The sequence below is a fragment of the Halomonas sp. 707B3 genome (genome assembly GCF_024158645.1).
In the GTDB taxonomy this organism is placed as follows: domain Bacteria; phylum Pseudomonadota; class Gammaproteobacteria; order Pseudomonadales; family Halomonadaceae; genus Vreelandella; species Vreelandella lionensis.
Window position 1 is genome coordinate 1 of the sequence record NZ_JAMZBE010000041.1, and the last position, 26,296, is coordinate 26,296.

Sequence of the window (26,296 nt, forward strand, 5' to 3'; positions counted from 1 at the left end):
CCTTTATTGTGCGTGGGCTACTGCAGGTGCCCGTTGAAGGTTCGATCATCCTCTTTCTAACAGGTGCAGCGCTGCATCTGTTTGCCACCACTTCAATGGGTATTTTCCTGGCCACCCTGGCGCGCAATATGCCCCAATTCGGCATGCTGATGGTCTTGTTCCTACTCCCGCTACAAATGCTTTCAGGTAGCAATACCCCACGCGAGAGCATGCCAGACCTGGTTCAGAACATTATGCTACTGGCCCCGACCACTCACTTTGTCGAGTTAAGCCAGGCCATTCTCTTCCGCAGCGCTGGCCTAGGTGTCGTCTGGAAACAGTTCTTGGTGCTGCTGTTGATTGGCAGCGTACTATTCAGCATTTCCCTGGCACGTTTCCGCAAAGCCATTAACCATATGGCTTGAGGCAATATTATTAAGACCCTATAACGCCAACAGGGGGCCGAAGCCCCCTGTTAATATAAGTACTGCAAACTGCAACTAATATGAGTACTGCGTCATTTAGCGCTGTTTTGTCTGGCTCTCCTTGGCGCTACCTTTGCCTTTCTGCAGTTCGCCTTTTGCTTGCTGGGCTTTACCTTTGCCTTCGGTTTTGTTGCTGCCGGTGGCCTTGCCTGCTGCTTCTTTCACTTTACCTGCGGCTTTGTTAGCCGCACCTTTCGCTTTATCTTCTTTGCCACTTGCCATGACGAACACCTCTAATCCGTTAGTAGGGAAAATGCCGCACGCCGAGTAAACACTTACTTCAACGTCGGCTCACTTTCAGAGTAGTCCTTTGTTAAAAAGTTGCCTCAACTTCTTTCAGGCAGACGCGTCGGCTCCCAGCGGTTGAGTAAATAATGTAAGCAAACCATCACCGAGAGCGTGCCAATCAGTGCAACGCTCATAGAAGAAAAACGGTACAAGGCGCTATAGACAAGATCTTGCTGCGGCCCGAGGGATTGGCCAAACAGAATTCCCATGGTGGTTAGCCCGCCAAAACCAATGCCCGAGCCGCCCCCTTCCAACACATGCTCGCGGGCGAACAGCATCAGCCCTAACCAGTAGAGCAGTATCACCAGTAGAAAGTGGTGGCTTTGGGTGTAGAGGGCCAGTTGCATCACCAGCGCTAAGTTGCAGCCCAGCAGCGTGCCCACCGCACGCTTAGCGGCTGAAATTTGAGCACCGAAATAGCCCAGCGTAAACAGAATCAGGATGGTGGCCATTTGCGCCGAGAGCGAATCGCGCAGGTCGAACACCTGAAACACTACGAACGATAGCGTAGCAGTCATGCCGCCGATCAGTGTTTCATGGCGAATTTGTGCCGCCGGTTTGGTGCCTCTGGGGGGCGGCTGACGTGGCTCTACATCGGGAAACAGCGTATGCATCAGCATGGCGATAAACACCGCCAGTAAGCTTGCCATTAGATTACTGGCCAGTAGATCGCTTAAATCTACCCCTGGGTAGCTGGCAAAGTGCAGTAAAATACTGAGCGTCAGTACGCCGTTCGCGCCGAACAGAAACAGTGGGCCTTTGGCCATTAAATTAAAGCGCATCAGGAACAGGCCCAACACTACTAGCGTCATCACCACGGGCATATGCTTTAACAGCCCAATCACCAGACTCACTTCCAGTACGTTGAGGCTCACGTTAGAGAGAAACTGGCGAATAATTGAGCCATTTAAAACCGGCACCAGCCCGAGCAGAAACATCGGGAACACGGTAAAAAATACGCCGTAGTTCCAGCCCATTAGTTGGCTGATCATAAAGCCCAGCGTGCCAGCACCCGCGACCCGCAGGCACTGACGAAGCCCATTCTGGCTCAGTGCAGCCTTGGTGGGCGCGGGCTTAGTAGATGCTGATCTAGTAAACATAGTGTAGCCAGCTGATGAGATTAGCCTGCAGCCAAGCAAATGGCTTGGCTAGCGCGTGCCCCCCAGGCACCAGTTGCACCGTGGCCCGCGCACCGCTGGTTGGCAGCTCCTCCAGCGGTTCATCCAGCACGACGTGAATGCGCACCCGCTGGGCATCCCGCACCCAGCGGTCAGAGGTGGGGATGTCCACCAACTGCCCATCGGCTGCCTGCTGGCCTTCCCGTACGCCAGCATCAAACGCCCTTACATGGCCTGCAAAAATACGCCCCGGTAGCGCATCGAAGACTACCTTCGCTTCATCGCCTGGGGCGATGTGGCGCAGGCTTTTTTCACGAAAATCAGCCACCACATCCACCTCACTAGCCACAAGCGCCACCGCTGGCTGGCCTGCCTGAACGTAGTCCCCTGGCTGAAGCTGCAGGTTAGTCACCTCGCCCGCTTCGCGCGCCCTTACGTCCGTGCGGGCCACGTCCAGCTCGGCTTTTTCGAGAGCATTGTTAGCTTGTCGCAGCCGTAGATTGGCTTCGCCCTCTTCGCCCAACTGTACTTCCAGGCTATCGATCTGTGCGCGGGCCGCGGCCACGGCCGCCCGGGCCGTGTGTTCGGCGGCCACCTGCTGCTCGTACTGCTGGCGGGAAATTCCCTGGCGGCCTAATAGCGCCTCGGCACGGCGGCGTTCACCGCTGCGCTCTTCATAGGTTGCCTGGGCAGATGCCAGCGAGGCCCTGGCGGCCGCTAACTCAGCGGTTAAGCGAGCATTCTCCTGCTCAGCTTGTTCGCGGTTTAACTGCGCTTGGTTAAGCGCTAACTGAAATGGCTCGGGATTTAGGCGAAACAGTACATCACCAGCTTCAACCCGCTGGTGGTCGCGTACCACAACCTCACTAACCGGCGCACTTAGCTCCGGAGCAATACGCGTAACGGGGCGCATCGCCCTCGCCTCTGGGGTCATCGGCATAAAGCTATCGGCGAGCAAGAAATAGACAAACAGCAGCAAAAACGCCGCTAGGGCTATCTTCACCCAGCGGGTAAATCGTTGATCAGGGGTCATTAGCATTACTCGTTCACTGTTCCCAAACGGTCATGGCCCTTGGGTAGCGTTAGATGGAATACTTTAGTCTAACAAAATTATTAGCAAGCTAACAATGATCTCTTGTTTGACGATAAAAAAAGCCGCTCTGTTACGAGCGGCCGCGGCCATGTACTTATTTTGCAACTCTTTCAAGCTAGCGCCAGGATGGGCCACCCATAACGTCAGGCAACCACAAGGCAATCTCTGGGAAGGCAAGAACCAGTGCTAACACCACTAATTGAGCAAGGATGAAAGGCACAACGCCTTTATACATATGCTTGAGGGTTACTTCTGGAGGAGTGATAGCTCTTAGGTAAAAAATTGCCGGGGCTAAGGGTGGCGTGAGATAACTGGTTTGCAACACCACCAGGAAGGCGACGCAAAACCAGATTTCATCAAAACCTAGCATTCTTACAATCGGCATCGCCACGGGGATAATAATGAGCACTACCGAGATCAAATCCAGTACGAACCCTGCAATAAATGCAATCAGCAGAATCAATCCTAGAATCATCCACGGGCTCAAACCTGTATCCATGAGCAGCGCCTGAACCGTAGCCATTCCTCCTGAAGCAAAGAAGACGCCTGCAAACATACTGCCGCCCATAACGATAAGCAGAATCATCGCAGAGATATTGACGGTCTTCACCGCTGACGTCCAAAGCACGGCAACATTTAAATTCCGGTAAGCAGCAGCCAAAATAATGGCTCCCAATGCACCACAGGCTGCAGCCTCTGTTGGTGTTGCCATGCCCAAAAGAATAGTGCCCAGTACGGTAAAAATCAGCAGCATGGTCGGCACTAATGCCACTAATGTAATACGCAGTTTCTCACCTAACGCAATATCTGGCTCTTGCTCTTGAATACGTGGTGCCATCTCTGGCTTGAGGTAAGCTATGCCAATGATATAGATCAAAAACATCACTGCCATTAAGAAGCCTGGTATTAGCAAACCACTGAACAGTGATCCAACCGATACCCCTGCTACAGGGCCAAGCACCACCACCGTAATAGACGGTGGTATCGCAGTACCCAAGGAGCCACTGGCACAGATCGTGCCTGACATTAGGCTTTTACTGTACTGATGCTTAAGCATGACAGGAATAGCCAACATGCCAATAACTGCTTCTGTTGCACCCACAACACCACTAGAAGCAGCAAACAGTGTCCCCAATATAATGGCACCGATACCTAGTCCACCGGGTAGGCGACGCGTCCACATATGAATTGCTTCAAATAAACGCTCGGCGATACCTGAACGTTCAAGCATTGCGCCCATAAAGATAAACAACGGTACCGCAGCGAGAATCGAGTTAGATGCTGTATCTTCGATTTTAGTCAATAGCTGGTAAGCAGCCACATCACCAAACTGGATAATGCCAAAGCCGGTTGCCACCAAAATCATTGAGAAAGCGATAGGAAAACCAGCAATGATCAACGTCATCAGTGCAGGAAACATAAGCAACGCAAGATAGCTACTCATTCGGCCGACTCCTCTGCTTGATGTTTACCTGTTAGCAAACATATTGATTTAAGAAGTTCTGCGAATACTTGGAGTGCCAACAGCGCAACCCCCACGAACCATACCGTAAAAATCGGCCAGACCACCGGATTCCAAGCTGAACGTCCTGAGCGCTCATTGGTTTCAAAAGCAGACAGCGCGTATTTAGATAGCTCCCATACCAGCCATACCAATACGGGCAGGAAAAGTACGTAACCAATCGTTCGAATGGCAGCATTGGCACGCTGACTCAGTTGCAGAGTCATAATATCCACACTGACGTGCTGGCCAACACGCAGGGCATTGGCCATTCCCAGCATAAACATTGCACCCATGACCATGTAGCTAACTTCAAAGGCCCATAATGTTGGCCTACCAGCTACATAGCGGCTCAACACTTCAATGATTAATGCACCTATTAAGGGAAGGACAAGAAGTGCGCCCAACCAACCAGCAAAGCGGGTCAGCGCCTCTATGGATCGGATTAGTTTCATGAGGGAATCTCAGCGGATAAGAGAGACATAAGACAACAAACAAAAGAGAGGCCCGTAAGGCCCCTCTGATCATTTACACAGCAACGGTTAGCGAGCCATTACACCAATGGGCAGGCGATATTCTGACCAGCTGTTCATGTCATTTTTAAAGGAACGCTGAGATTCTAGAACCCGAGCAAACCACTCATTTTCTGCGGCATACTCATCTTCCCATTTGGTTGTCTCTTCATAAATGGCATCGATGAAGGACTGATCTAGCTCTACAATCTCATTCGGGCCGTTAACCAACTCTTGATAGGCATCAAGATCAGCGAATGAGCTAGCAAGCCAAGTATCGAAAACCGATAGTTTACCCGCAAGACGCAGCATGCTCTGGTCTTCTTCGCTCAGCTCATCCCAAGTGTCACTATTGACCTGGCACTCGAGGAAACCGCCAGACTGGTGAACGCCAGGCGTAATCACATATTGCGCCACTTCCTGAAACCCTGTTGGGCGGTTCATTTCGGGGCTGCCCCACTCAGCAGCATCAATAACGCCACGCTCAAGGGCGCTATAGATATCACTACCCGCCATGACCACGGTCGATGCCCCTAGGCGAGAAGCAATCTCTGCCCATGCACCGGAAGTACGCAGCCGCAAGCCCTGGAAGTCTTCAAGCGTTTTGACAGGCTTATTAGAGTGAAGGAAAATTTCGGTGCCAAGTATGGCACACGGAAATGCTACAACATCAAACACTTCACGACGATATTCTTCGTAAAGGTCCGCACCACCGCCTTCATACATCCACAACATGAACTCTTCCGGTGTTAGACCACTGGAGTGGCCTGCCAGCAAAGCGGTCGTGGGGTCTGTGCCGTAATCATAGTTAATGTAGTTATGACTTACTTGAGCAACGCCTGATTTAACAGTATTGGTAACACGCAGCGCGCTACCCAGTGTGCCACCTGGGTAGACTTCGATGGCGATTTTCCCATTCGTCAACTCGTTAACGCGGTCTGCAAACATCTGTGCGTCGCGCTCAAGCCACGGGCCACCACTCCAAGGCGTTGCCATACGCCAATTCATATCCGCCGCAGCGGCAGATGCTGATACACCAATGCTCAGACCAACGGCTAAAGCGATTTTATTTACGTTATGCATGATGGTTTCCTCATAAATGGAGCGTTATAAGTTGTTCGCTGGCCATTACTTATGTTTATCGTTTTTTTGAAGGTACCATCTTCGTGTATGCAGCATTTGGCCCAGACTCAGAAGAATTATGCTGAGCCTCAGAAATAGGCAAACTCAACGTAAAAAACCCCGCTGCCTGAGCCTTTGCTCAGCAGCAGGGTGCTTTATTTAGCACGTCAACGTAAGTGCGTCTCTTTAGAAGCGATAGCGCAGGCCGACGCTATAGGCATCCAGGTCGTACTCTGCTTGGCTTAGGTAACGGGTGGCATCGGCGCTGATGGCGAGGGAGTCAGAAACGTCAAACTCAGCCCCGGCACCAAAGGAGATATCGTCATCGCGGCCGCTGTAGTTAGCGAAGGCGGTTGTTTCTGTGAGTTTCACTTCAGAATAACCTAGTAAGCCGAACAAGCGAGCGCTGCTGCCTAACGGCACAATTCCTTTTAAATAACCACCGACTAAGTAGTCCAGTTCAATGTCTGATCCATAGTGGCTGTCAGAACCTCCCGTTGCACCATGAAACTCAACGGCTAGGTACTCGTCCAATTTCATGCCTGCCACAAGGCGCAGGCCAACAGCGTCAAAACTTTCATCCGCACCATCCAGGTCTAATGCCCATGCCATGGCATCTGCCCCCACATAGCTCTGTGGGTAGCCTGCGTCGTAACCAACGCCGAACGACTGTGCGTGTACAGCGCCGCTCATTAACAATGCAGAGGCCACCGCTAGCGCTTTAGCTGATACTTTCATCTTGTTTCCTTAACGTTATAGCACCACTAAGGCGCCTTTAATAAAGGCCACAAGACTAACTAGATTTAATATAAAATACAATTAAAAAACCCCGCTGCATAAGCTATTCACTTAGTACAGCGGGGTTGTATTCCCTTGATAAACTATTGACTTATCGCGACTAATTTTTAAAACCGATAACTCAGACCTATGCTGGCTACATCAAAATCATAAGCTGATTTATCTAGGTAGCGCATATAATCGGCACCTACTGACACATTAGGTGCGATATCCATTTCTGCACCCGCACCGTAGGAAAAACCGCTTTCACGATCACTGTTGATATCAACCTCAGTGAAACCCGCCAAACCATAAAGGCGTATATTAGGCGCCACAGGAACAATCCCTTTTGCATAAGCACCTGCTATGTAATCTAGTTCGGCTTCCCCATCAGAACCGCCGGTTCCCAGATGGCCTTCAACAGCAAAGTAGTCGTTAAATTGAGCGCCACCGCGCAAACGCAGCCCAACGGCATCACGTGAAGAACCACGGTCAGGGTTTAGGCTCCAGAACATGGCGTCACCGCCCACATATCCTTGTGGGTACTGAAATGATTGCTGGGCTTGAGCTGATGCCGCGAAAGTACCTGCACCAACCAGAAGCGCTGCGGAGGTGAGTGATAATACGGTCATCTTCATAAGTTAAACCTCAGTTAAAGAACAGCGTTTCCTTACGCAGATAAGTGTGGTCCAGCTTTCAGTAGAACGCAAATTTTATCGGCTCCTGGATAAGCTCAACACCACAATCCCCCCTACCACCACCGCGCCACCTACCAGCTGGCTGGGGCTAAGCATTTGACCGAGCACCAGATAGCCGATGAGCAGCGAGGCCACTGGCTCGAAATTCATCACTGGGGCGTTGCGCGCCATATTCAGCCGGGGCACAAAAATAAACAGAATCGAGAACGCACTGCCGTAGAGCAGCGCCAGCAGCGTTAACCCCATCCACCCCGTGCTGTTATCCGGCAGGCTCATGCCGCCAGGCACCGCGCCTACCAGGCCGCCAATAATCATGGCGATAAATACGGTCTGCATGGTGAGCAGGCTGCGCAACGTGCTGCCCACTCCGGCTAAGCGGTGCTCGGTAAGCCATAGGGCGCAGGCAAACGCAAAGGCGGCCAGTAGCCCAAAACCGATACCCGCCAGCCACTCCGGCCCCATGGCATCGGCGTTGGCAATCCAGCTAGGAATATCCAGCACCACCAATAGGCCAATCAGAATGGTGCCCATAATCAGGCAGCTACGCAGCGATGGCCTGGGGCCGCCCAGTGCCCAGCTCAATAGCGCTAGCTGGATGGGAAACGTGTTCACCAGCAACAGTGCAATCACGACCGGCAGACGCGCCACAGCGGAGTACAGACTCACGCTTTGCAGAGTAATCAGTAGCCCTACCACTAACTGCCAAGGCCAAGAACCCGAAGGCAGCCAAAGGCGCTTTTTCTGCACCACTACCAGTGTCAGCAGAATCAAGCAGGCAACGCCCGAGCGCATCAACACTGCCAGTAGCAGCCCTGTGCCATTATCAAACGCCAGACGGGCTGAGACGTGGTTAGCAGCGAACATGGTCGCCACGGTCATCATCAGCATAATAGCGATATGGCGGGGTAGCAGTGCAGGGGAAGATGTTGAGGACATAGGCACAGAACGGCTCACGATAGGTTATATAAGAAACAGGATGCCGACATTTTACATAGACGGCTAACGAAATTCTTCGCTGATTTTCCGCGTCGCAGCATGTTAAACTAAAGTCTACTCTTTTTACCTCTTAACTACTTTACAAAGGTTGTTATGAACGCACCGGTGCTGGTTATTAACTGTGGCTCTTCTTCTATTAAATACGCTTTGATTGATGCTGATCCGCAGGCACCGCGCTTAGCCGGGCTAGCTGAACGCTTAGGCAGCCATGACGCCCGCTTGAAAGGTAAAAACAGCGCCGGTGAGAGCTTTACCCAGCCGCTACCCAATGCTGACCATGCTGAAGCTCTGAACGCCATTCTTCAGCGCTTGGAAGGCCGCGTGCCGGGTGCTGTGGGCCACCGGATTGTTCATGGCGGCGAGCACTTCACCCAGGCGGCACTCATTGATGACAGCGTCATCGACGCCATCGAAACCACCGCTGCTTTAGCACCGCTGCATAACCCGGCCAACCTGGCGGGCATTGCCGCTACCCGCAAGGTATTTCCAGAACTGCCGCAAGTAGCCGTGTTCGATACCGCCTTCCACCAAACGCTGCCACCCCGCGCCTACCGCTACGCACTGCCAGAAGCGCTTTACACCGAGCACGGCATTCGCCGCTACGGTTTCCACGGCACTAGCCACGCCTTTGTTAGCCAGCGCGCTGGCGAGCTGAGCAGCCGTGGTGCAGGCGGCTGGCTGACCGCTCACCTGGGCAACGGCTGCTCTACCGCGGCGGTGTGGAACAACCAGAGCCTGGATACCAGCATGGGCCTTACCCCGCTGGAAGGCTTGGTGATGGGCACCCGCAGCGGCGACGTTGACCCCGGCCTGCATGCGCATCTGCACCGCCAGTTAGGTTGGTCGCTAGATGAAATCGATAACGTACTGAACAAGCAGAGCGGCCTGCTGGGGCTTTCCGGCCTGACCAACGATATGCGCGAAGTAGAAGACCAAGCCATGGCCGGGCACCCTGGCGCCAAGTTGGCGCTGGACGTGTTCTGCTACCGCATCGCCAAGTCGCTGGCCGCGCTCTCCTGTGCACTGCCTACGCTTGATGGCGTGATCTTCACCGGAGGCATTGGCGAAAACTCGCCTATCGTACGTCGTGAAGTGCTGGCCCTGCTGCCCCACTTTGGTTTCAGCTTAGATGAAGCGGCCAACGAAGCCACCATTCGCGGTAAAGAGGGCAAGCTGGATAGCGCTGGTCATCAAGGCCCGGAAGTGTGGGTGATCCCCACCGATGAAGAGGGCCGCATTGCCATGGAAACCCGCCACTGCGTGGAGACCCCTGAATGAACAGCTCCCCCGAGCAACCCCAAGCCATTCTCCTGGTACCCACCAACGTCGGTGCCGGGCTAACGTCCGCTTGCCTTGGTTTGATTCAAGCGCTCGACACCATCGGCTTGAAAGCCGGTTTTTTAAAGCCGTTCATGCAGAACGAGTTGAACGGCCCCGGCCTGGATCGTTCCACGGCGCTGGTATCGCGCACGCTAAGCCAGCGCCCGCCCTCGCCCATTTCCCAGGCCCGCCTAGAGCGGCTGCTGCGCGACGACCAAACCGACGAGCTGATGGAAAACGTCATCGAGCTCTACGAGCAGGTGGTGCAGCAGGCCTACCGAGACGGCAGCGCGCTGGATCTGATCGTGGTGGAAGGCGTGGTGCCGACCCAGCACACCACCTACGCTACCCAAACCAATGCGCAGCTCGCGCATGCGCTAAACGCGCGAATCATTCTGGTGGGCACCGGGGATCTCAACGAACCCCAGGCGCTGGCCGAAGAGTTGGATATGCACGCCCGCAGTTTTGGCGGCGTTAGCTCTAGCCGCACCTTGGGCGGCATTCTGATGCGCATGAAGAACCTGCCCTACGGCCAGGAAGATGACCTTTCGGCCGCGCCGGGCACCATCAAACCGCAGCTGGAAGAGCCGGTGCTCAACGAGCTGCGCCGCTACTCCCCGGCGCTGGCCACCGACCGCTTCCACCTGATTGGCGTAGTGCCTTACAGCAAAACTCTGAGTGCCCCGCGCACGCTGGACGTGGCCCGGGCGCTGAATGCCAAGATGCTCAACGAAGGCGAAGCCGCCAGCCGCCGCGTGCTATCTACCAGCCTGTGCGCCCGAAGTGCGGCCAATGCGCTGCATATCTTCACCCCGGGCAGCTTGGTCGTGGCCTCCGGCGACCGTGACGATGTGGTGCTGGCCTCCGCGCTGGCCACCATGAACGGCACCCAGCTGGCGGGCGTTTTGCTCACCAACGGTTTCTTGCCCAACGAGGGCATGATCGAGATGTGCCGCCCAGCGCTGAAAACCGGCTTGCCGGTGCTGGCGGTAGAAACCGACAGCCTGACCACGGCGCAGAACCTGAGCCAGCTCAGCACTGAAATCCCCATGGATGACTTCGAGCGCGCCGAGCAGGTGGCCCGCTACGTGGCTGCCCACATGGATTTAGAGTGGCTGAAAGCCAAGCTGAGCCGTGGCTACACCCGCCGCCTCTCGCCCTCGGCGTTCCGCCACCAGTTGGTGAAGCTCGCTCAGCAGGCCAAAAAGCGCATCGTGCTGCCGGAAGGCGACGAGCCGCGCACCATCGAAGCGGCAATCATCTGCCAGCGTCGTGGCATTGCCGACTGCGTGCTGTTGGGCAAACGGGAAGATATCGAGAGCGTCGCCCATCACCGTGGCCTTACACTGCCCGATGCGCTGACCATCATCGACCCGGAAAGCACCCGCGCCAGCTACATTGGCCCGATGGTGGAGCGTCGTCGCGGCAAGCTCAACGAGCTGACCGCCGAAGCACAGCTTCAGGATAACGTGGTGCTGGGCACCATGATGCTGCAGCTCGATGAAGTGGATGGCCTGGTGTCCGGCGCGGTTCACACCACCGCCAACACCGTTCGCCCGGCGTTTCAGCTGATCAAAACGGCCCCTGAGTACAATCAGGTGTCATCGATCTTCTTTATGCTGCTGCCGGAACAGGTGGTGGTGTACGGCGACTGCGCGGTGAACCCAGACCCGGACGCCGAAACCCTGGCAGAGATCGCCCTACAGAGCGCTCGCTCTGCCGAGGCGTTTGGCATCGAGCCGCGCGTGGCGATGATCAGCTACTCCACCGGCGACTCCGGCACCGGCGCGGATGTGGATAAAGTGCGCGAAGCCACCCGCATCGCCAAAGAGCGCGCGCCGCATCTGGCCATCGACGGCCCGCTGCAGTACGACGCCGCCGCCATCGAGAGCGTGGGCAAGCAGAAAGCCCCCGACTCCCCCGTGGCGGGCAAGGCCACCGTGTTTGTGTTCCCCGACCTCAACACCGGCAACACCACCTACAAAGCAGTACAGCGGAGCGCCCGCGTGGTGAGCGTTGGCCCGATGCTGCAGGGTCTGAACAAGCCGGTGAACGACCTCTCCCGCGGCGCGCTGGTGGACGACATCGTCTACACCATCGCTCTCACCGCGATTCAGGCCAGCCAGCGGGAAGGTTAGGCCCTCGCCGCATTCTATACGAGCTAAAAGCAACGCCCCGAACAGTGAACTGTTCGGGGCGTTTTAGGTTTTGCGTCAGGTTGAATCGTTGGGATGTATCACGCCCACATGGGCACCATCGCTTCCAGCACCATCACTAAGCTCATCGCAGTTATGGTCAGAATAGACACGCCGAACACCTTCTTCGCCCAGCGCACGTCATCCTCTAACCGGTAGCCGCATAGCGCCAGATAAAGCCAGTAGCCGCCCATGGTGAGCGCTACACACAGGTAGCCTGCGCCTGCTTGGCTGGCCAGTACCAGCGCCAGTGACGCAGGAATAAACGCCACGATATAGCCCAGAATGTGGTGCTTGGCCCGCTTAATGCCGTGCACCACCGGCAGCACCGGGATGGATGCCCGGCGGTAATCCGCATAGCGGAAAATCGCGATAGCGTAGGAGTGCGGCATCTGCCACAGGCAGAAAATCACCAGCAGCATAAACGCGCCGCTGTCGAACTGCCCGGTCACCGCGCAGTAGCCCACTACCGGCGGCATCGCACCGGAAAGGCTGCCTACCAGCGTGCCATACTCGGAGTGGCGCTTCATATAGAGGCTATACACTCCCACATACACGCCCCAACCGATTACCGCCAGCGCCACCGTTAAGCCGTTGGTACCCAGCGCCAAACAGACCACGCCTGCAACCCCCAACAGCGCTGAAATCCCCAGCGCCTGGGTGATCGAGATGCGCCCCTTGGCTAGCGGGCGATGGCGCGTACGCGCCATCAGTGCATCAATATCCCGGTCGATGACGTTGTTGCAGGCACAGCCCGAGGCAATCACCAGGGCAATGCCCATCATCACCGAGGCAAAGGTGACCCAATCGAAGGTGCCGTGAGCGGCTAAAAAGTAGCCGCCCAGGGTCGCAATCAGGTTGCCACCAATAATCCCCGGCTTGGTGAGCGCCAGCAGATCGCGCCAGCGGCTTGGTGCCACGTTCAGCCGATCATCATGTTGAGATGCAGATGCTGCATGATCCATAACGAGCCCCCTACCACCAGGACGAGTATCGTCAGTGTGAAAACGAAGGACATAACATTCCAGCCCTCGTCGGCTTTGGTATTCATATGCATAAACATGACCAGCTGAACCAAAATCTGCAGCACGGCTGTTACAGCGATGACCACCACCGTCGTGGCGGTACTGAACGCACCGCCCATAACGACCGCGAACGGAATCACGGTTAGCACTAAAGATAGCAGAAGCCCAGTAACATACGATTTAACGCTTCCGTGGGAAGTCGTTGAATGTTCGGCTGAAGGTGATGATGAATGGCTCATGTCACAGTACCCCCATCAGGTAAACGAACGAGAACACGCAGATCCACACGATATCCAGGAAGTGCCAGAACAGGCTAAGGCACAGAATACGCGGGCGTGTCATGGGCGTAATGCCTTTGGTTGAGAGCTGCACCAACATGACCAGGATCCACACTAAACCCACGGTGACGTGCAGGCCGTGAGTACCCACTAGGGTAAAGAATGACGAGAGAAACGCGCTCTGATCAGGGCCGTAGCCCTGATGAATCAGATGCTGAAACTCGTACACTTCCATACCCACAAAGGCCGCGCCTAGTAGGAAGGTGATTCCCAGCCATGCTTTTACCTGGCCTAGGCGCTCGGCGTTCATCGCCAGCACGCCCATACCAAAGGTGAAACTACTGAACAGCAGCAGGAAGGTTTCCACCAGTACAAAGGGCAGCTCAAAAATATCCGCCGCCGTTGGCCCGGCGGCCGTGCCTTTCATCAGCACGGCGTAGGTGGCAAATAGCGACCCAAAAATCACTAAGTCACTCATCAAATACACCCAGAAACCAAACAGTTTGGTGCCCGTGGTGTCGTGGTGCTCATGGGGCTCAGGCGTTGCGCCGTGGTGTAAAGTATCGGTGGCCATTACGCTCGTGCCTCCACATAGTTGGTCTGTTCACGATCAGACGCTGCGCTGCTCGGCGCAGAGGTTTTGCGCTTCTCGTGTTCGCGCTCAATGCGCGCCACTTCGGCGGCGGGCACGTAGTAGTCGATATCTTCGTTGAATACACGGGCGATGAAACTGACGACAACGCCCAATGCGCCAAAGGCTGCCAGCCACCAGATATGCCACACCAGCGCAAAGCCCAGAATCAGCGCGAAGAAGCTAATCACCGGACCCGCCACCGTATTACGGGGCATATGAATATTGGTGTAGGGCGCGTCATCTAACTGCTCGTTGCTACGCTGCTTTTGCGACCAGAAGCTGTCGATATCACCCACTTCCGGCGAGCGAGCAAAGTTGTAGAACGGCGCAGGAGAAGAGGTCGACCACTCCAGCGTGCGGCCATCCCAGGGGTCGCCGGTTAGGTCGGCATTCAGCTTGCGGTCGCGGATGCTGACCCAGAACTGAATAATGGTGCAGGCAATACCCATCATGATGATCACGGCACCTACCCAAGCCAGAATCATCCAGGGTTGCCACTCAGGATTCGCATAAGACTGCATACGGCGCACGGCACCGAAGAAGCTCAGCACGTAGAGCGGCATGAACGCGACGTAGAAGCCGATGAACCAGCACCAGAACGAGCGCTTGCCCCACTTCTCGCTCAGCGTGAAGCCGAACGCTTTGGGGAACCAGTAGGTCAGGCCCGCCATCATGCCGAATACCACGCCGCCAATAATCACGTTGTGGAAGTGGGCAATCACGAACAGGCTGTTGTGCAGCACGAAGTTGGCCGCCGGTAGCGCCAGCATCACGCCGGTCATACCGCCTAGGGTAAAGGTGATGATGAAGCCCAGGGTCCACAGCACCGGCGAGGTCAGCTCTAGACTGCCGCGGAAGATGGTAAACAGCCAGTTGAAGACCTTCACCCCGGTGGGGATGGCAATGATCATCGTCATAATGCCGAAGAAGGCGTTCACGTTGGCGCCAGCACCCATGGTGAAGAAGTGATGCAGCCACACGATAAACGACAGCAGCGTGATCGCCACCGTGGCCCAGACCATGGTTTTGTAACCAAACAGGCGCTTACGCGCGAAGGTGGCGATGACTTCAGAGAACACGCCAAAGGCCGGCAGAATCAGAATGTACACTTCCGGATGACCCCAGGCCCAAATGAGGTTGACGTACATCATCATGTTGCCGCCAAAGTCATTGGTGAAGAAGTGCATACCGAAGTAGCGGTCAAGCGTTAGCAGCGCGATGGTCGCGGTCAGAATCGGGAACGAGGCAATAATCAGGACGTTGGCGCACAGCGACGTCCAGGTAAAAATCGGCATGCGGAACAGGGTCATGCCTTTGGTGCGCATTTTTAGAATGGTAACGAAGAAGTTGATGCCGGTGAGCGTGGTACCTATCCCGGATATTTGCAGTGCCCATATCCAGTAATCGACCCCCACCCCAGGGCTAAACTCTATCCCCGATAAAGGAGCATAAGCGAGCCAGCCGGTTTTGGCGAACTCCCCTACCACAAGGGAAATATTGACCAAAATAGCTGAGACAGCGAACAGCCAGAAACTCAGGTTATTCAAAAACGGGAAAGCAACGTCGCGAGCGCCGATTTGCAGCGGCACCACCAGGTTCATCAGGCCGATGACCATGGGCATCGCAACGAAAAAGATCATGATTACGCCGTGGGCGGTAAAGATCTGATCGTAGTGTTCAGGAGGGAGATAACCTGCGGCCCCACCGGCCGCCATGGCCAATTGGGTACGCATCATGATCGCATCGGCAAAGCCGCGAAGCAGCATTACCAAGGCCACCACAAAGTACATAATGCCGAGCTTTTTGTGGTCAACGGAGGTAAACCACTCGTTCCACAGCCAACCCCACTTACGGTAATACGTCAATGCGCCAAGTAGCGCGGCACCCCCGATCGCCATAAAGACAGCAACGACCATAATGATCGGTTCGTGATACGGAATTGCTTCTAACGTGAGTTTTCCAAACATGCTTAACCCCCCGCTTCAACGCTTGTGGGATGGCCGCCCATGGCGTGGTCATCACCTGCATGCTGATTGGTAACGTGGCCGATCGCGGCCTGCTGTTGAGACGCGCTGGCGCTCTCTAGCTCGCTGGATTCACCGTGGCTATCGTGGGCATCACTGATGGCGTCACCGTGACTCGAATGGCCACCGTGCCCGCTGCCTTCACCGCCGTGGAAGCTGCTGACAATCGACTCATACAGCTCAGGCGTGACCGCCGAGAAGTACTCCACCGGGTGATACTCGGTCGGCTGCGCCAAGGCTTCGTAACCGTCCGGGAAGGTCAGGGTGTCATCGGCTGTGCGCACGTTTTCCACCCAGGCATCGAATTCCGCCGGTGAGGTGACGTGGGCATCGAAGGTCATCCCAGAGAAGCCAGCGCCACTGTAGTTAGTGGAACGGCCGGGGTAGACGCCCTCTTCATCGGCAATCAGGTGAACGTCGTTATCCATGCCCGCCATGGCGTAAATCTGGCTGCCTAAGCGTGGAATGAAGAATGCGTTCATCACCGAGCCAGAACTCACTCGGAAGCGCACAGGGGTATCCACCGGGAACGCCAGTTCATTGACGCTGGCAATGCCCTGTTCGGGGTAGATGAACAGCCACTTCCAATCCAGCGCGACGGCTTGGATCTCCATGGGTTCCACGCTGCCTTCAATCGGCTTGTGGGGGTCCAGGCTGTGGGAGGTTTTAAAGGTGAGGAAGGCCAGAACGGCAATGATTAAGCAGGGAACGGTCCAGACGGCAGCTTCAATGGCATTGGAGTGCGCCCAGTCCGGCAGGTACTTGGCAACGCTATTGCTGCGCCGGTAGCGCCAGCCAAACAGCAGCGTCATCACAATCACCGGAATGACCACAATCAGCATCAGCCCAAAGGAGGTCAGAATCAGCGAGCGTTGCTCAACGCCAATCTGCCCCTTGGGATCCAGCAATGCAGAACTGCAGCCCGTTAACAGCAAGCACAATACGACGAGCACAAAAGTGCCTCGCCTGCGCCAGTGGGTAGGTAGTTGCATGGTGTGATCTCATCAGAGAGTTGTCTAAAACAGCTCACTGCTTGGCTGGCTAACTAGCCAGCTAAGTAGCAAGCTAACTATCACCCCATACTTTTCCCAAAACAGTGAGTATGACTACGTTGCTCCGGGAAAAATATGCGCCACCTCATGGGGTTAGTGGCGAGCCTTAACCGTGCACGTTGCGTGCATCAACTAAGACTAAAGTATTTTCTATTGATCTCGGTCAATCAGAAAGAGACGTTATGCCGCACCCTGCGCACCCGTTTGGGCACAGGGCACTGGGGAGTAGTGGCTGAGCAGTGGCTGTTGTTAGGCGAGCGAGATGCTCAGCGTGGGCAGCGGGTGGCGCTCTAACAAGCCAGGGGCACGCTCATCGTCGGTGACGACAATATCGAAATCCTCCAGCGAGGCAAAATAGGCCGGGCGCACCACGCCAAACTTGCTGGCATCGACAATCAACAGCCGCTGCATCGCGGTGGCAATCGCCGCCTGCTTAGGCCCGACTTCATGAAAATGAAAGCAGCTTACTCCCCGCTCGCAATCCACCCCAGCGGCAGAAATCAGCGCTTTGTTGATGCCCAAACGCTCGATGGCCGCGCCCATGCCGTCGCTACCAAACGATTGAGAGGAAGCGTAAAAAAGCCCGCCGAGTAACACCAAACGCACATTCGGCAAGACTGCCACCGCGTTAGCCACATTCAGCGCGTAGGTCACTACGGTTAATTCGCGGAAGTGGCTTAGCTGGCTGAGCAGCGGAATCAGCGTTGAGCCGCAGTCGATAAACAGCGTATCGCCCTCTTCAATAAAGCTGGCGGCACGCTGGCAAAGACGCTGTTTGACCTGATAGTGGCTCGATTGCTGCTCAGTAAGGTCGTATACCGGCGTCACGCCGGGGTAGCTTGCCATCACTAGCCGCCCACCCAGCAAGCTAATGGCTGAAGGTTGCGTTGAAAGATCCCGACGAATGGTCATTTCGGAGACTCCACACAGCTCGGCGGCATCGCGAAGATGCAGCGTTCCCCCGCTAGCCAACGCTTCTTGCAACATCGCCATGCGCTGTGCGCTCCGATCATTCATGTCCAGCATCTCCTTATGATTCATTTTGTTATCAGCATTAAGCCCTTCCAAGCGCTCTATGCTGAGCCAGGCCCTCATTTATTTCCACTGGATTATTTCTACTGCAATGCACCCTTTCATCCGCGCATGATGCGCGTATCACATTTAAACAACGTTGATGTGACAATACTTGCAAATCAACGTTAAAAAAATAACACTCAATGTTATAATTTTAACATCAACGCCAGCCCACACGACCCATAACGTCGGTATGCCAGCCGCCCTGGCACCGAGATACAACCCTGTTGAGGCTTCCATGACTGCTCTATCCCTCTCTCGTTCTTCTTCGTTCGTCACGCTTGGCGCTGGCGTTTTACTGGCAAGTGCTGCCGTGGCAACCCCTGCGTTTGCCGACGATGCCGAGCCGCAAACCCTTGACCGCCTTTGGTCGTTTGCCAACGTCTCCGTCAACTATCTCGACTGGTCGAACGGCACCGAAGCGCGCACTGCTAGCAACGCAGCGAAAAGCGACTTTACGTACGTTGAAATCGAAGGCGGCGTCGGCTTTAGCTGGGGCGAATTTTACGGCTTCTTCGATTTCGAGAACCCCACTAACGATCAGTTCGACCAGGCCAGTGGCGGTAAAGACAACTTCCGTACCGCCGGTAAAGTGACCTCGCACATCTACCTGGGCGACAGCCCGCTGTCGATTTACGCCCACCTGTACGATTTCCGCGACTACGGCTACGAGTCTCGGGAGCAGGACCAAATCCTGGGTCTGGGCTATCGCAAAACCTTTGATAACGGCCTATGGTTCAAACCGTTCATCGGTGCCGCGCGAGTGCAGAGCAATAGCTACACCGGCATGAACGGCTTTATGGCTGGCTGGGTCGCGGGCTACGACTTTACCGCCCTGAACCAAAACTTCAGCGTGACCAACTGGCACGAGCAGACCTTCGGTCGCGACGACGAGTACCTGACTCAGAACTACGTGGGCGACAAAGCAGGCAGCGTCGGTACCAACGGTGCGCTGAGCCTGTGGTGGCACCCGTCCGATCTGATCACCACGGGCGTGCAGTACCGCTACTCAGAGAATAAACTGGGCACCCCGGACGCTTATCAAAACGCGATGATCTACTCAGTGAAGTTGAACTTACTGTAATCGCTCACACTCCTCACGATCCGAAGGTACTTCCATGACCCTCATCATGAGCTTGGTTGGTATGGTCACCCTGGTGGCCATCGCCCTAATCTTCTCTTATGACCGCAAGTCGATTCGGCTGCGCACCGTACTGGGTGCTTTTGCTATCCAGGCCGGTATCGGTGCATTCGTGCTCTACGTGCCGTTCGGCCAGGCGGTGCTGCAAACCATTTCCGCCGGTGTTAGCCAGGTACTGGTGTTTGCTAACGACGGTATCGGCTTCCTGTTTGGCGGCCTAGCCGATGTGGAAAACGTCGGCTTTGTGTTTGCTATCAAAGTACTGCCGGTCATCATCTTCTTCTCGTCGCTGATTGCCGTGCTCTACTACCTGGGCATCATGCAGTGGGTCATTCGGATTCTGGGCGGCGCGCTGCAAAAAGCACTGGGCACCTCGCGTACCGAATCGCTCTCCGCGACTGCGAACATCTTCGTCGGCCAAACCGAAGCACCGCTGGTGGTGCGTCCGTTCATTGCCCGCATGACGCCTTCGCAGCTATTTGCGGTGATGTGTGGCGGCTTAGCATCGGTAGCCGGTTCCGTTTTGGCGGGCTACGCGGCGCTGGGTATTCCGATGGAGTACTTGGTCGCGGCCTCTTTCATGGCGGCGCCAGGCGGCCTGCTGTTCGCTAAGCTGATCATGCCGGAAACCCAGGACGCCGAAGATAGCGACAGCGTTTCCAAGGTTGATGAAGAGCTGAAAGAGCAGGACGACAAGCCCACCAACGTGCTGGACGCAGCGGCCTCCGGTGCGACTTCTGGCCTGATGCTGGCGGCCAACGTGGGTGCGATGTTGCTTGCGTTTATCGGTTTAATCGCGCTGGTTAACGGCATTTTAGGCGGCGTTGGCGGCTGGTTTGGCTTTGAATCGCTGAGCCTTGAACTGATTCTCGGCTGGCTGTTTGCACCGCTGGCATTCCTGCTAGGCGTGCCCTGGGCAGAAGCGACGCTGGCGGGTTCTTTCATCGGCCAGAAGCTAGTGGTCAACGAGTTCGTGGCCTATATCAACCTCGCCCCCTACATCGATGGGGAACAGGTGGTGGCGGCTACAGGTCAGATGATGACCCCGCACACCATGGCGATTCTCTCCTTTGCACTGTGTGGCTTTGCCAACCTGTCGTCCATTGCGATTCTGCTGGGCGGCTTGGGTAGCATTGCGCCCACGCGTCGCAAAGAGATTGCCCGCTTCGGTGTGAAAGCCGTTTTGGCCGGTACGCTCTCTAACTTGATGTCGGCATCCATTGCTGGCTTCTTTATTGCGCTGGGCAACCTGACGGCTTAACGCAGCGAGTACGACACCATGCAACGGGCGCTGCTATGTTTTCGCAGTGCCCGTTTTGTCTTTTATTGATTTGCGAGAATTTCATGAACGCGACTGCCTCCCCCCAGTTCACTCAAGCTCAACTCACCCAAGCCGCTCGCCAAGCGTTGACGCTGATGGATTTGACCAGCCTGAACGACAGCGACACCGACAGCGTGATCGAATCGCTGTGCCAGCAGGTGAAGACGCCGTTCGGCAACCCGGCGGCGGTTTGCGTTTATCCGCAGTTCATCGTCACCGCTGCCCGCGCGCTTAGCGCCCACAAGCTGGATGGTCAGGTCAAAATCGCTACCGTGACCAACTTCCCCCACGGCGGCGACGACATCATGGGCGCTGCCCGTGAAACCCGCGAAGCCGTGGCGTCTGGCGCTCACGAAGTCGACGTAGTGTTCCCCTACCGCGCGCTAATGGCAGGCGACGAAGAGACCGGCCGCGAGCTGGTAGAAATGTGTAAAGCCGCCTGCGGCGGACAAGCCCAGCTAAAAGTCATCATTGAATCTGGCGAACTCAAAGAGCCTGCGCTTATCCAACGCGCTAGCGAGCTGGCCATTGAAGGTGGCGCGGACTTCATCAAGACCTCCACTGGCAAAGTGCCGGTGAACGCTACCCTGGAAGCCGCCGAGATTATGCTCAAGGCGATCAAAGCCAGCGGCAAAGACGTTGGCTTCAAAGCCGCAGGTGGCGTACGCAGCGCTGAAGACGCCGCCGAGTACCTCGCGCTGGCCGCTGACATTATGGGCCCGCAGTGGGTGACGCCCGATCACTTCCGGTTCGGTGCATCCAGCCTGCTAAATAACTTATTGAACACGCTAAACGGCAATGCTGATGCCGTGACGAATGGAGGCTACTAAATGCCGTCTAACGCTTCTCACCACTCCCTGCTCCCCCAAGAACTGATTCGCCTGAAGCGCGACGGCCAGCCGCTGCCCGCTGAAGAGATCAAAGCCTTCGTACAGGGCATCGCCGACGACCGCATCAGCGACGCGCAGATTGGCGCCTTCACCATGTCGGTGTTTTTAAACGGCATGAGCCGCGAAGAAGTCGTGGCACTGACCACCGCCACGCGGGACTCTGGCCACGTTATGCAGTGGGATTCGCTCAACCTGCCCGGCCCGATTGTAGACAAACACTCCACTGGCGGCGTGGGTGACTTGGTATCGCTGGTGCTCGGCCCCTGGGTCGCCGCCTGCGGCGCGTTTGTGCCGATGATTTCTGGCCGCGGCCTGGGCCACACCGGCGGCACGCTGGATAAGCTGGAATCAATCCCCGGCTACGACCCCTACCCCGCGCCCGAGCGCTTCAGCGATGTCGTAAAATCCACCGGCGTGGCGATCATCGGCCAAACCGGCAACCTCGCCCCTGCGGATAAACGCATCTACGGCGTGCGCGACGTGACCGCCACCGTGGAATCCATTCCGCTGATTACCGCTTCCATCCTGGGTAAAAAGCTAGCCTCTGGCCTGGATGCTCTGGTGATGGACGTTAAGGTCGGCAGCGGCGCGTTCATGCCCACCCCGGAAAAATCCCGCGTGCTGGCGAAAAGTATCGCCAACGTCGCGACCCAAGCGGGCACTCCCACCACCGCGCTGCTCACCGATATGAGCCAGCCGCTGGCCCCCTGTGCCGGTAACGCGGTAGAAATCGTCGAAACCCTGGCGCTACTGCGCGGCGAGCGCTCCAACAGCCGCGTGATGCAGGTCACTCGTGAACTCGCCGTTGAGATGCTGATTGTAGGCAAACTCGTCGCCAGCCGCGAAGAAGCCCTCACCAAGTTGGATAAAGCGCTCACCTCTGGCGCGGCGGCGGAAGTCTTCGCCCGCATGGTGCGCGAACTGGGCGGCCCTGCCGACTTTATGGAGCGCTCGGACAGCTACCTGGCCACCGCCCCGGTGATTCAAGCGGTGTACCCCGAACAGAGCGGCATCGTCCAGCGCTTCGATACCCGCGCCGTGGGCATGAGCGTGGTGGAACTGGGCGGTGGCCGCCTGCGTAACGACGCCAGCGTCGATCACAGCGTTGGCTTTAGCGATATCGTCGAGATCGGCGACCATGTGGATAGCCAGCGTCCGCTGGCTATTGTTCACGCCCGCACCGAAGAGGCCGCCGCCCGCGCCGCCGCCCAGCTACGTGCGGCGGTCACCATCGGTGACGCTGAAGCCACCGCCGACACACTGCTGCAAGAGACCTTCCGAGGAGAAGCCTAATGCGCCGTGCCGTTGTCTTAGTACTCGACTCTTTTGGAATCGGTAGCGCGCCTGATGCCGCGACCTTTGGCGACCAGGGTGCCGACACCCTAGGCCACATCGCCGCTGCTTGCGCCCGGGGCGAAGCAGATACCGCCGAGCGTTCCGGCCCGTTGAAGCTCCCCAATATGGCCGCGCTCGGCCTGTTCCACGCCCACCGGGATGCCACCGGTAGCGTGGCGGAAGGCGTCAGCCTGCCCGAGCAGTTGAACGGCGCTTACGCCCACGCCAAAGAGATCTCCAGCGGGAAAGACACCCCTTCCGGCCACTGGGAAATTGCCGGTGTGCCAGTGCGCTTCGACTGGGGTTACTTCAGTGACAAAACCGATAGTTTTCCTCAAGTGCTGTTGGACAGCATCGTCGAGCAGGCAGACCTGCCCGGCGTAATCGGCAACTGCCACGCCTCGGGCACCGAAATCATTGCCCGCCTGGGCGAAGAACATATCGCCACCGGCAAACCCATCGTGTACACCTCGGCGGACTCCGTGTTCCAGATTGCCGCCCACGAAGAGCACTTTGACCTAGAGCGCCTCTACAAGCTGTGCGAAACCGTTCGCGAACTGCTGGAGCCCTACAACATTGGCCGTGTGATCGCCCGCCCGTTTATCGGCGACGACCGCGAAAGCTTTGCCCGCACCGGCAACCGCCGCGACTACAGCGTTGAGCCGCCCAGCCCCACCGTGCTGCAAAAGCTCGCCGACGCCGGTGGTGAAGTGGTGTCGATTGGCAAGATCGCCGACATCTACGCCCACTGCGGCATTACCCACAAGGTCAAAGCCAGCGGCCACGACGCGCTGATGGAAGCCACCCTGGCTGAAGTGGCGCGCACCGCCAACGAAACCAGCGACCGCCCGACCATGATCATGACCAACTTCGTGGATTTCGATTCGGTCTATGGCCACCGCCGGGACGTTCCGGGCTACGCTGCCGCGCTGGAGCACTTCGATGCTCGCCTGCCGGAGCTGCTCGCCGCCCTCAACGACGACGACCTGCTGCTGCTCACCGCCGACCACGGCTGCGACCCTAGTTGGGAAGGCACCGAGCACACCCGCGAATACGTGCCGATCATGGTACGCGGCGCAGGTTTCGCCCCCGGCCCGCTGGGCGAGCGCGGCACCTTCGCCGACATTGGCCAAACCCTTGCGGCGTTCTTCGCCGTAGACGCCATGGCCGATGGCGAGAGCTTTTTACCGAACGCGGCGTAAAGGCCGACAACCCCACTAGCACGCTGATGTGCACGGCCTGAATGCCACTGATTGGGTTATTCAGGCCAAACATTTTTTAGAGAGGAGTGTTCCATGGCTACCCCACATATCAATGCCGAGAAGGGCGATTTCGCCGATACCGTACTGATGCCCGGCGACCCGCTGCGCGCCAAGTACATCGCGGATACGTACCTGGAGAACGTGCGCCAAGTGAACGACGTGCGCAGCATGTTCGGCTACACCGGCACCTACAAAGGCCGCGAGATTTCCGTAATGGGCCACGGTATGGGCATCCCTTCCGTCTCCATTTACGCCAAAGAGCTGATTACCGATTACGGCGTGAAGTCGATCATTCGCGTCGGCTCCTGCGGCGCGGTACGCGACGATGTCAACGTGCGCGACGTGGTGATTGGCATGGGCGCCTGCACCGACTCCAAAGTGAACCGCATGCGCTTCAACGACCACGACTTCGCTGCCATCGCCGATTTCGAGCTGACCAGCCACGCCGTTGCGGCCGCCAAAGCGCAGAACGTGCCGGTCAAAGTCGGCAACATCTTCTCTGCGGACCTGTTCTACAACCCGCAAACCGATATGGCTGAGCTGATGAAGCGCTACGGCATCGTCGGCGTTGAGATGGAAGCCGCTGGCCTGTACGGCGTGGCAGCCGAGTTCGGTGCCCGCGCACTGACCATCTGCACCGTGTCTGACCACATTCTGAAAGGCGACTCGCTCTCCAGCGCCGACCGTCAAACCACCTTCAACGACATGATGGTGATTGCGCTCGACACCGTTCTGCGCGACGACGCTGCCAACGCTTAATCGCTTGGAATCAAGCGCACACTGAGAGGATAACGCCATGAGCCAAGCGGATCAGGCATTGGTAGACACGCTGTTGACCACCCTGGGCAACGCCTACGCGCCCTACTCCAACCACCCGGTCGCTGCCGTCATGGAGTGCCCGGATGGACAGCAGTTTGCCGGTAGTAACGTGGAAGTGGCCCACTACAAAGGGCTATGCGCCGAAGCCTCGGCCATCTCTGCCATGATTACCGCTGGCCAGCGCGAACTTGCCAAGGTGTACGTGATGGGTCCTGGCGAGCATCTCTGCACGCCCTGCGGCGACTGCCGCCAGCGCATTCGCGAGTTCGCCACCCCCAGCACGCAAATCATGGTGCTCTCCAAGCAGGGTGACGTGCTAAAAACCTACACCATGGACAGCCTGCTGCCCGATGCCTTCGGCCCAGAGCAGTTGCCAAGCCGTTAAGAGGTTTCTCGCAACACCAGCGCCACCGGCAGCGACACGTGCCGGGGCGCTTTTCCCGCCAGCGCTTCGCTCAATAGCTCAACACTCATCGCCGCAATGGCCGCAATATCCTGGCGCACCGTAGTTAAACCCGTGGCCAAGGTGGGCAGGTCATCAAAGCCGGTAACGGCCACGTCTTCAGGTACGCGAATATCGCGATCTTCGAGCGCGGCGACACAGCCGAGCGCCAGCTCGTCGGTGGCGCAGACCAGCGCATCGAACGGTAGTGGATCGTAATGGTTGAGAATACGGTTAAGGTAGCGGTAGCTGGTCAGGGAGTCGGAAGTAAACCGATGGGGCAGGCTCAGTAGCTGCTCGCTTAGCGCTGCCTCTGCCATCGCTTGCTGGTAACCGGAAAGGCGGCTGTGGGGGCGCGGTACGTCCAACTCTCCGCCCACGAAGGCAATCCGCGTTCGCCCTTGTTGAATCAGATGCTGAGTGATCTGGTATAGCCCCGAGACATCGTCCGGAGCCACCGAAAAGCCTTCCCCCGCATTGCCAATGCGCACAAACGGTATGCCCGCCGCACGCAGTACGCCTGGGCGCTCATCCTCTCCCGTTTCCCCTAACAAAATCGCCGCGCCCGCCCGTTCGGGCAGCTCATGGGTTTGGTCATGGTGGAAAAAGATCGGCACCATGCCCTGCTGGTGCAGCGCGACGGTTAAGTGCTGATAGAGCAGAATATAGTAAGGGCGCAGTTCGATATCCTGCCGCCCAAGGGAGATTCCTACGACGGCGGCTTTGCCGCTGATGAGCTGCCGCGCCGCCGCGCTGGGCTGATAGGCTACTTCGCGGCTGATGGTGAGAATCTTGTCGCGCAGCGCGTCGCTGATCCCCGGCTTGCCGTTCAGCGCCCGGCTTACCGAGGCAATCGATACCTCGGCGCGCCGGGCAATTTCACGAATGGTGGCGGTTTGCGCGCTCGGTTTGTTC

27 protein-coding genes are annotated in these 26,296 nt (G+C 56.9%); 11 read left to right on the forward strand and 16 right to left on the reverse strand.

Annotated elements, in window-relative coordinates; translation table 11 throughout:
• A partial coding sequence (locus BIS10_RS07535) for an ABC transporter permease (RefSeq protein WP_253504035.1) occupies positions 1–404 on the forward strand: 404 nt, incomplete at its 5' end.
• 96 nt (positions 405–500) lie between these two features.
• Here the strand turns inward: BIS10_RS07535 and BIS10_RS07540 are convergent.
• From BIS10_RS07540 to BIS10_RS07580, 9 genes are all read right to left on the reverse strand, one after another.
• Entirely contained in the window at positions 501–686 is a 186-nt protein-coding gene (locus BIS10_RS07540) for a CsbD family protein (protein ID WP_253504039.1), read from the reverse strand.
• Positions 687–790: 104 nt separating this feature from the next.
• Complete coding sequence (locus tag BIS10_RS07545; protein WP_253504042.1) at positions 791–1,852, reverse strand: DUF2955 domain-containing protein; 1,062 nt, start codon at positions 1,850–1,852, stop codon at positions 791–793.
• Positions 1,842–2,903 (reverse strand): HlyD family secretion protein, encoded by a 1,062-nt coding sequence (locus BIS10_RS07550; RefSeq protein WP_083025203.1) that lies wholly within the window; start codon positions 2,901–2,903, stop codon positions 1,842–1,844. Before BIS10_RS07550 ends, BIS10_RS07545 begins: the two co-directional genes overlap by 11 nt.
• A 175-nt stretch (positions 2,904–3,078) precedes the next feature.
• A complete protein-coding gene (locus BIS10_RS07555; protein WP_253504045.1) occupies positions 3,079–4,407 on the reverse strand; it encodes a TRAP transporter large permease subunit in 1,329 nt (442 codons plus the stop codon).
• On the reverse strand, positions 4,404–4,919 hold the full coding sequence (locus tag BIS10_RS07560; RefSeq protein ID WP_253504049.1) for a TRAP transporter small permease subunit: 516 nt from the start codon (positions 4,917–4,919) through the stop codon (positions 4,404–4,406). The genes BIS10_RS07555 and BIS10_RS07560 overlap by 4 nt, the downstream gene beginning before the upstream one ends.
• Before the next feature lie 87 nt (positions 4,920–5,006).
• Positions 5,007–6,059, reverse strand: a complete 1,053-nt coding sequence (locus BIS10_RS07565; protein WP_083025173.1) for a C4-dicarboxylate ABC transporter substrate-binding protein — start codon at positions 6,057–6,059, stop codon at positions 5,007–5,009.
• Positions 6,060–6,284: 225 nt separating this feature from the next.
• Positions 6,285–6,836 carry an outer membrane beta-barrel protein gene (locus BIS10_RS07570; RefSeq protein WP_253504052.1) on the reverse strand — a complete coding sequence of 184 codons (552 nt, stop codon included), beginning with the start codon at positions 6,834–6,836 and terminating at the stop codon, positions 6,285–6,287.
• Positions 6,837–7,003: 167 nt separating this feature from the next.
• Complete coding sequence (locus BIS10_RS07575) at positions 7,004–7,513, reverse strand: porin family protein (RefSeq protein WP_253504055.1); 510 nt, start codon at positions 7,511–7,513, stop codon at positions 7,004–7,006.
• 75 nt (positions 7,514–7,588) lie between these two features.
• Positions 7,589–8,509: an EamA family transporter gene (locus BIS10_RS07580; protein ID WP_253504058.1), complete on the reverse strand. Its 921-nt coding sequence runs from the start codon at positions 8,507–8,509 to the stop codon at positions 7,589–7,591.
• 153 nt (positions 8,510–8,662) lie between these two features.
• Between BIS10_RS07580 and BIS10_RS07585 the strand changes: the two genes are divergently transcribed.
• Together BIS10_RS07585 and pta are read left to right on the forward strand one after the other, a co-directional pair.
• Positions 8,663–9,847: an acetate/propionate family kinase gene (locus BIS10_RS07585; RefSeq protein ID WP_253504061.1), complete on the forward strand. Its 1,185-nt coding sequence runs from the start codon at positions 8,663–8,665 to the stop codon at positions 9,845–9,847.
• On the forward strand, positions 9,844–12,027 hold the full coding sequence (gene pta, locus BIS10_RS07590) for a phosphate acetyltransferase (protein WP_253504064.1): 2,184 nt from the start codon (positions 9,844–9,846) through the stop codon (positions 12,025–12,027). The genes BIS10_RS07585 and pta overlap by 4 nt, the downstream gene beginning before the upstream one ends.
• Before the next feature lie 98 nt (positions 12,028–12,125).
• On the opposite strand, the gene cyoE is transcribed toward pta, so the two are convergent.
• From cyoE to cyoA, 5 genes are read right to left on the reverse strand one after another with little or no spacing between them, the layout of a single operon-like run.
• Complete coding sequence (gene cyoE / locus BIS10_RS07595; protein WP_083025166.1) at positions 12,126–13,049, reverse strand: heme o synthase; 924 nt, start codon at positions 13,047–13,049, stop codon at positions 12,126–12,128.
• The gene (gene cyoD, locus BIS10_RS07600; RefSeq protein WP_083025164.1) at positions 13,007–13,348 is read right to left on the reverse strand and encodes a cytochrome o ubiquinol oxidase subunit IV; all 342 of its coding nucleotides are present in this window, start codon (positions 13,346–13,348) and stop codon (positions 13,007–13,009) included. Before cyoD ends, cyoE begins: the two co-directional genes overlap by 43 nt.
• Before the next feature lies 1 nt (position 13,349).
• Entirely contained in the window at positions 13,350–13,961 is a 612-nt protein-coding gene (cyoC, locus tag BIS10_RS07605; protein WP_083025162.1) for a cytochrome o ubiquinol oxidase subunit III, read from the reverse strand.
• The gene (gene cyoB / locus BIS10_RS07610; protein ID WP_253504067.1) at positions 13,961–15,988 is read right to left on the reverse strand and encodes a cytochrome o ubiquinol oxidase subunit I; all 2,028 of its coding nucleotides are present in this window, start codon (positions 15,986–15,988) and stop codon (positions 13,961–13,963) included. Before cyoB ends, cyoC begins: the two co-directional genes overlap by 1 nt.
• 2 nt (positions 15,989–15,990) lie before the next feature.
• A complete protein-coding gene (cyoA, locus tag BIS10_RS07615; protein WP_253504070.1) occupies positions 15,991–17,037 on the reverse strand; it encodes a ubiquinol oxidase subunit II in 1,047 nt (348 codons plus the stop codon).
• Positions 17,038–17,172: 135 nt separating this feature from the next.
• Here cyoA and BIS10_RS07620 point away from each other — a divergent pair, with 135 nt between their 5' ends.
• Positions 17,173–17,391, forward strand: coding sequence for a hypothetical protein (locus BIS10_RS07620; protein WP_139794470.1), 219 nt, complete (start codon positions 17,173–17,175; stop codon positions 17,389–17,391).
• Here the strand turns inward: BIS10_RS07620 and BIS10_RS07625 are convergent.
• Positions 17,347–18,114 carry a DeoR/GlpR family DNA-binding transcription regulator gene (locus BIS10_RS07625; protein ID WP_083025201.1) on the reverse strand — a complete coding sequence of 256 codons (768 nt, stop codon included), beginning with the start codon at positions 18,112–18,114 and terminating at the stop codon, positions 17,347–17,349. The two genes, BIS10_RS07620 and BIS10_RS07625, sit on opposite strands and share 45 nt — an antisense overlap.
• A gap of 295 nt (positions 18,115–18,409) precedes the next feature.
• Here BIS10_RS07625 and BIS10_RS07630 point away from each other — a divergent pair, with 295 nt between their 5' ends.
• The 7 genes from BIS10_RS07630 to cdd all read left to right on the forward strand — a co-directional run bounded on the left by BIS10_RS07630 (position 18,410) and on the right by cdd (position 25,324).
• Complete coding sequence (locus BIS10_RS07630; RefSeq protein ID WP_083025158.1) at positions 18,410–19,255, forward strand: outer membrane protein OmpK; 846 nt, start codon at positions 18,410–18,412, stop codon at positions 19,253–19,255.
• Positions 19,256–19,289: 34 nt separating this feature from the next.
• Positions 19,290–20,573, forward strand: coding sequence for a NupC/NupG family nucleoside CNT transporter (locus BIS10_RS07635; protein ID WP_083025156.1), 1,284 nt, complete (start codon positions 19,290–19,292; stop codon positions 20,571–20,573).
• Positions 20,574–20,656: 83 nt separating this feature from the next.
• Complete coding sequence (deoC, locus tag BIS10_RS07640) at positions 20,657–21,463, forward strand: deoxyribose-phosphate aldolase (RefSeq protein WP_083025154.1); 807 nt, start codon at positions 20,657–20,659, stop codon at positions 21,461–21,463.
• A complete protein-coding gene (gene deoA / locus BIS10_RS07645; RefSeq protein ID WP_253504073.1) occupies positions 21,464–22,816 on the forward strand; it encodes a thymidine phosphorylase in 1,353 nt (450 codons plus the stop codon).
• A complete protein-coding gene (locus tag BIS10_RS07650) occupies positions 22,816–24,060 on the forward strand; it encodes a phosphopentomutase (protein WP_253504076.1) in 1,245 nt (414 codons plus the stop codon). The genes deoA and BIS10_RS07650 overlap by 1 nt, the downstream gene beginning before the upstream one ends.
• A 93-nt stretch (positions 24,061–24,153) precedes the next feature.
• Complete coding sequence (gene deoD, locus BIS10_RS07655) at positions 24,154–24,879, forward strand: purine-nucleoside phosphorylase (RefSeq protein ID WP_253504079.1); 726 nt, start codon at positions 24,154–24,156, stop codon at positions 24,877–24,879.
• 37 nt (positions 24,880–24,916) lie between these two features.
• Entirely contained in the window at positions 24,917–25,324 is a 408-nt protein-coding gene (gene cdd, locus BIS10_RS07660; protein WP_253504082.1) for a cytidine deaminase, read from the forward strand.
• Here the strand turns inward: cdd and BIS10_RS07665 are convergent.
• Positions 25,321–26,296, reverse strand: a 976-nt coding sequence (locus BIS10_RS07665; protein WP_253504086.1) for a LacI family DNA-binding transcriptional regulator, incomplete at its 5' end; no start/stop codon positions are given. The genes cdd and BIS10_RS07665 overlap by 4 nt on opposite strands.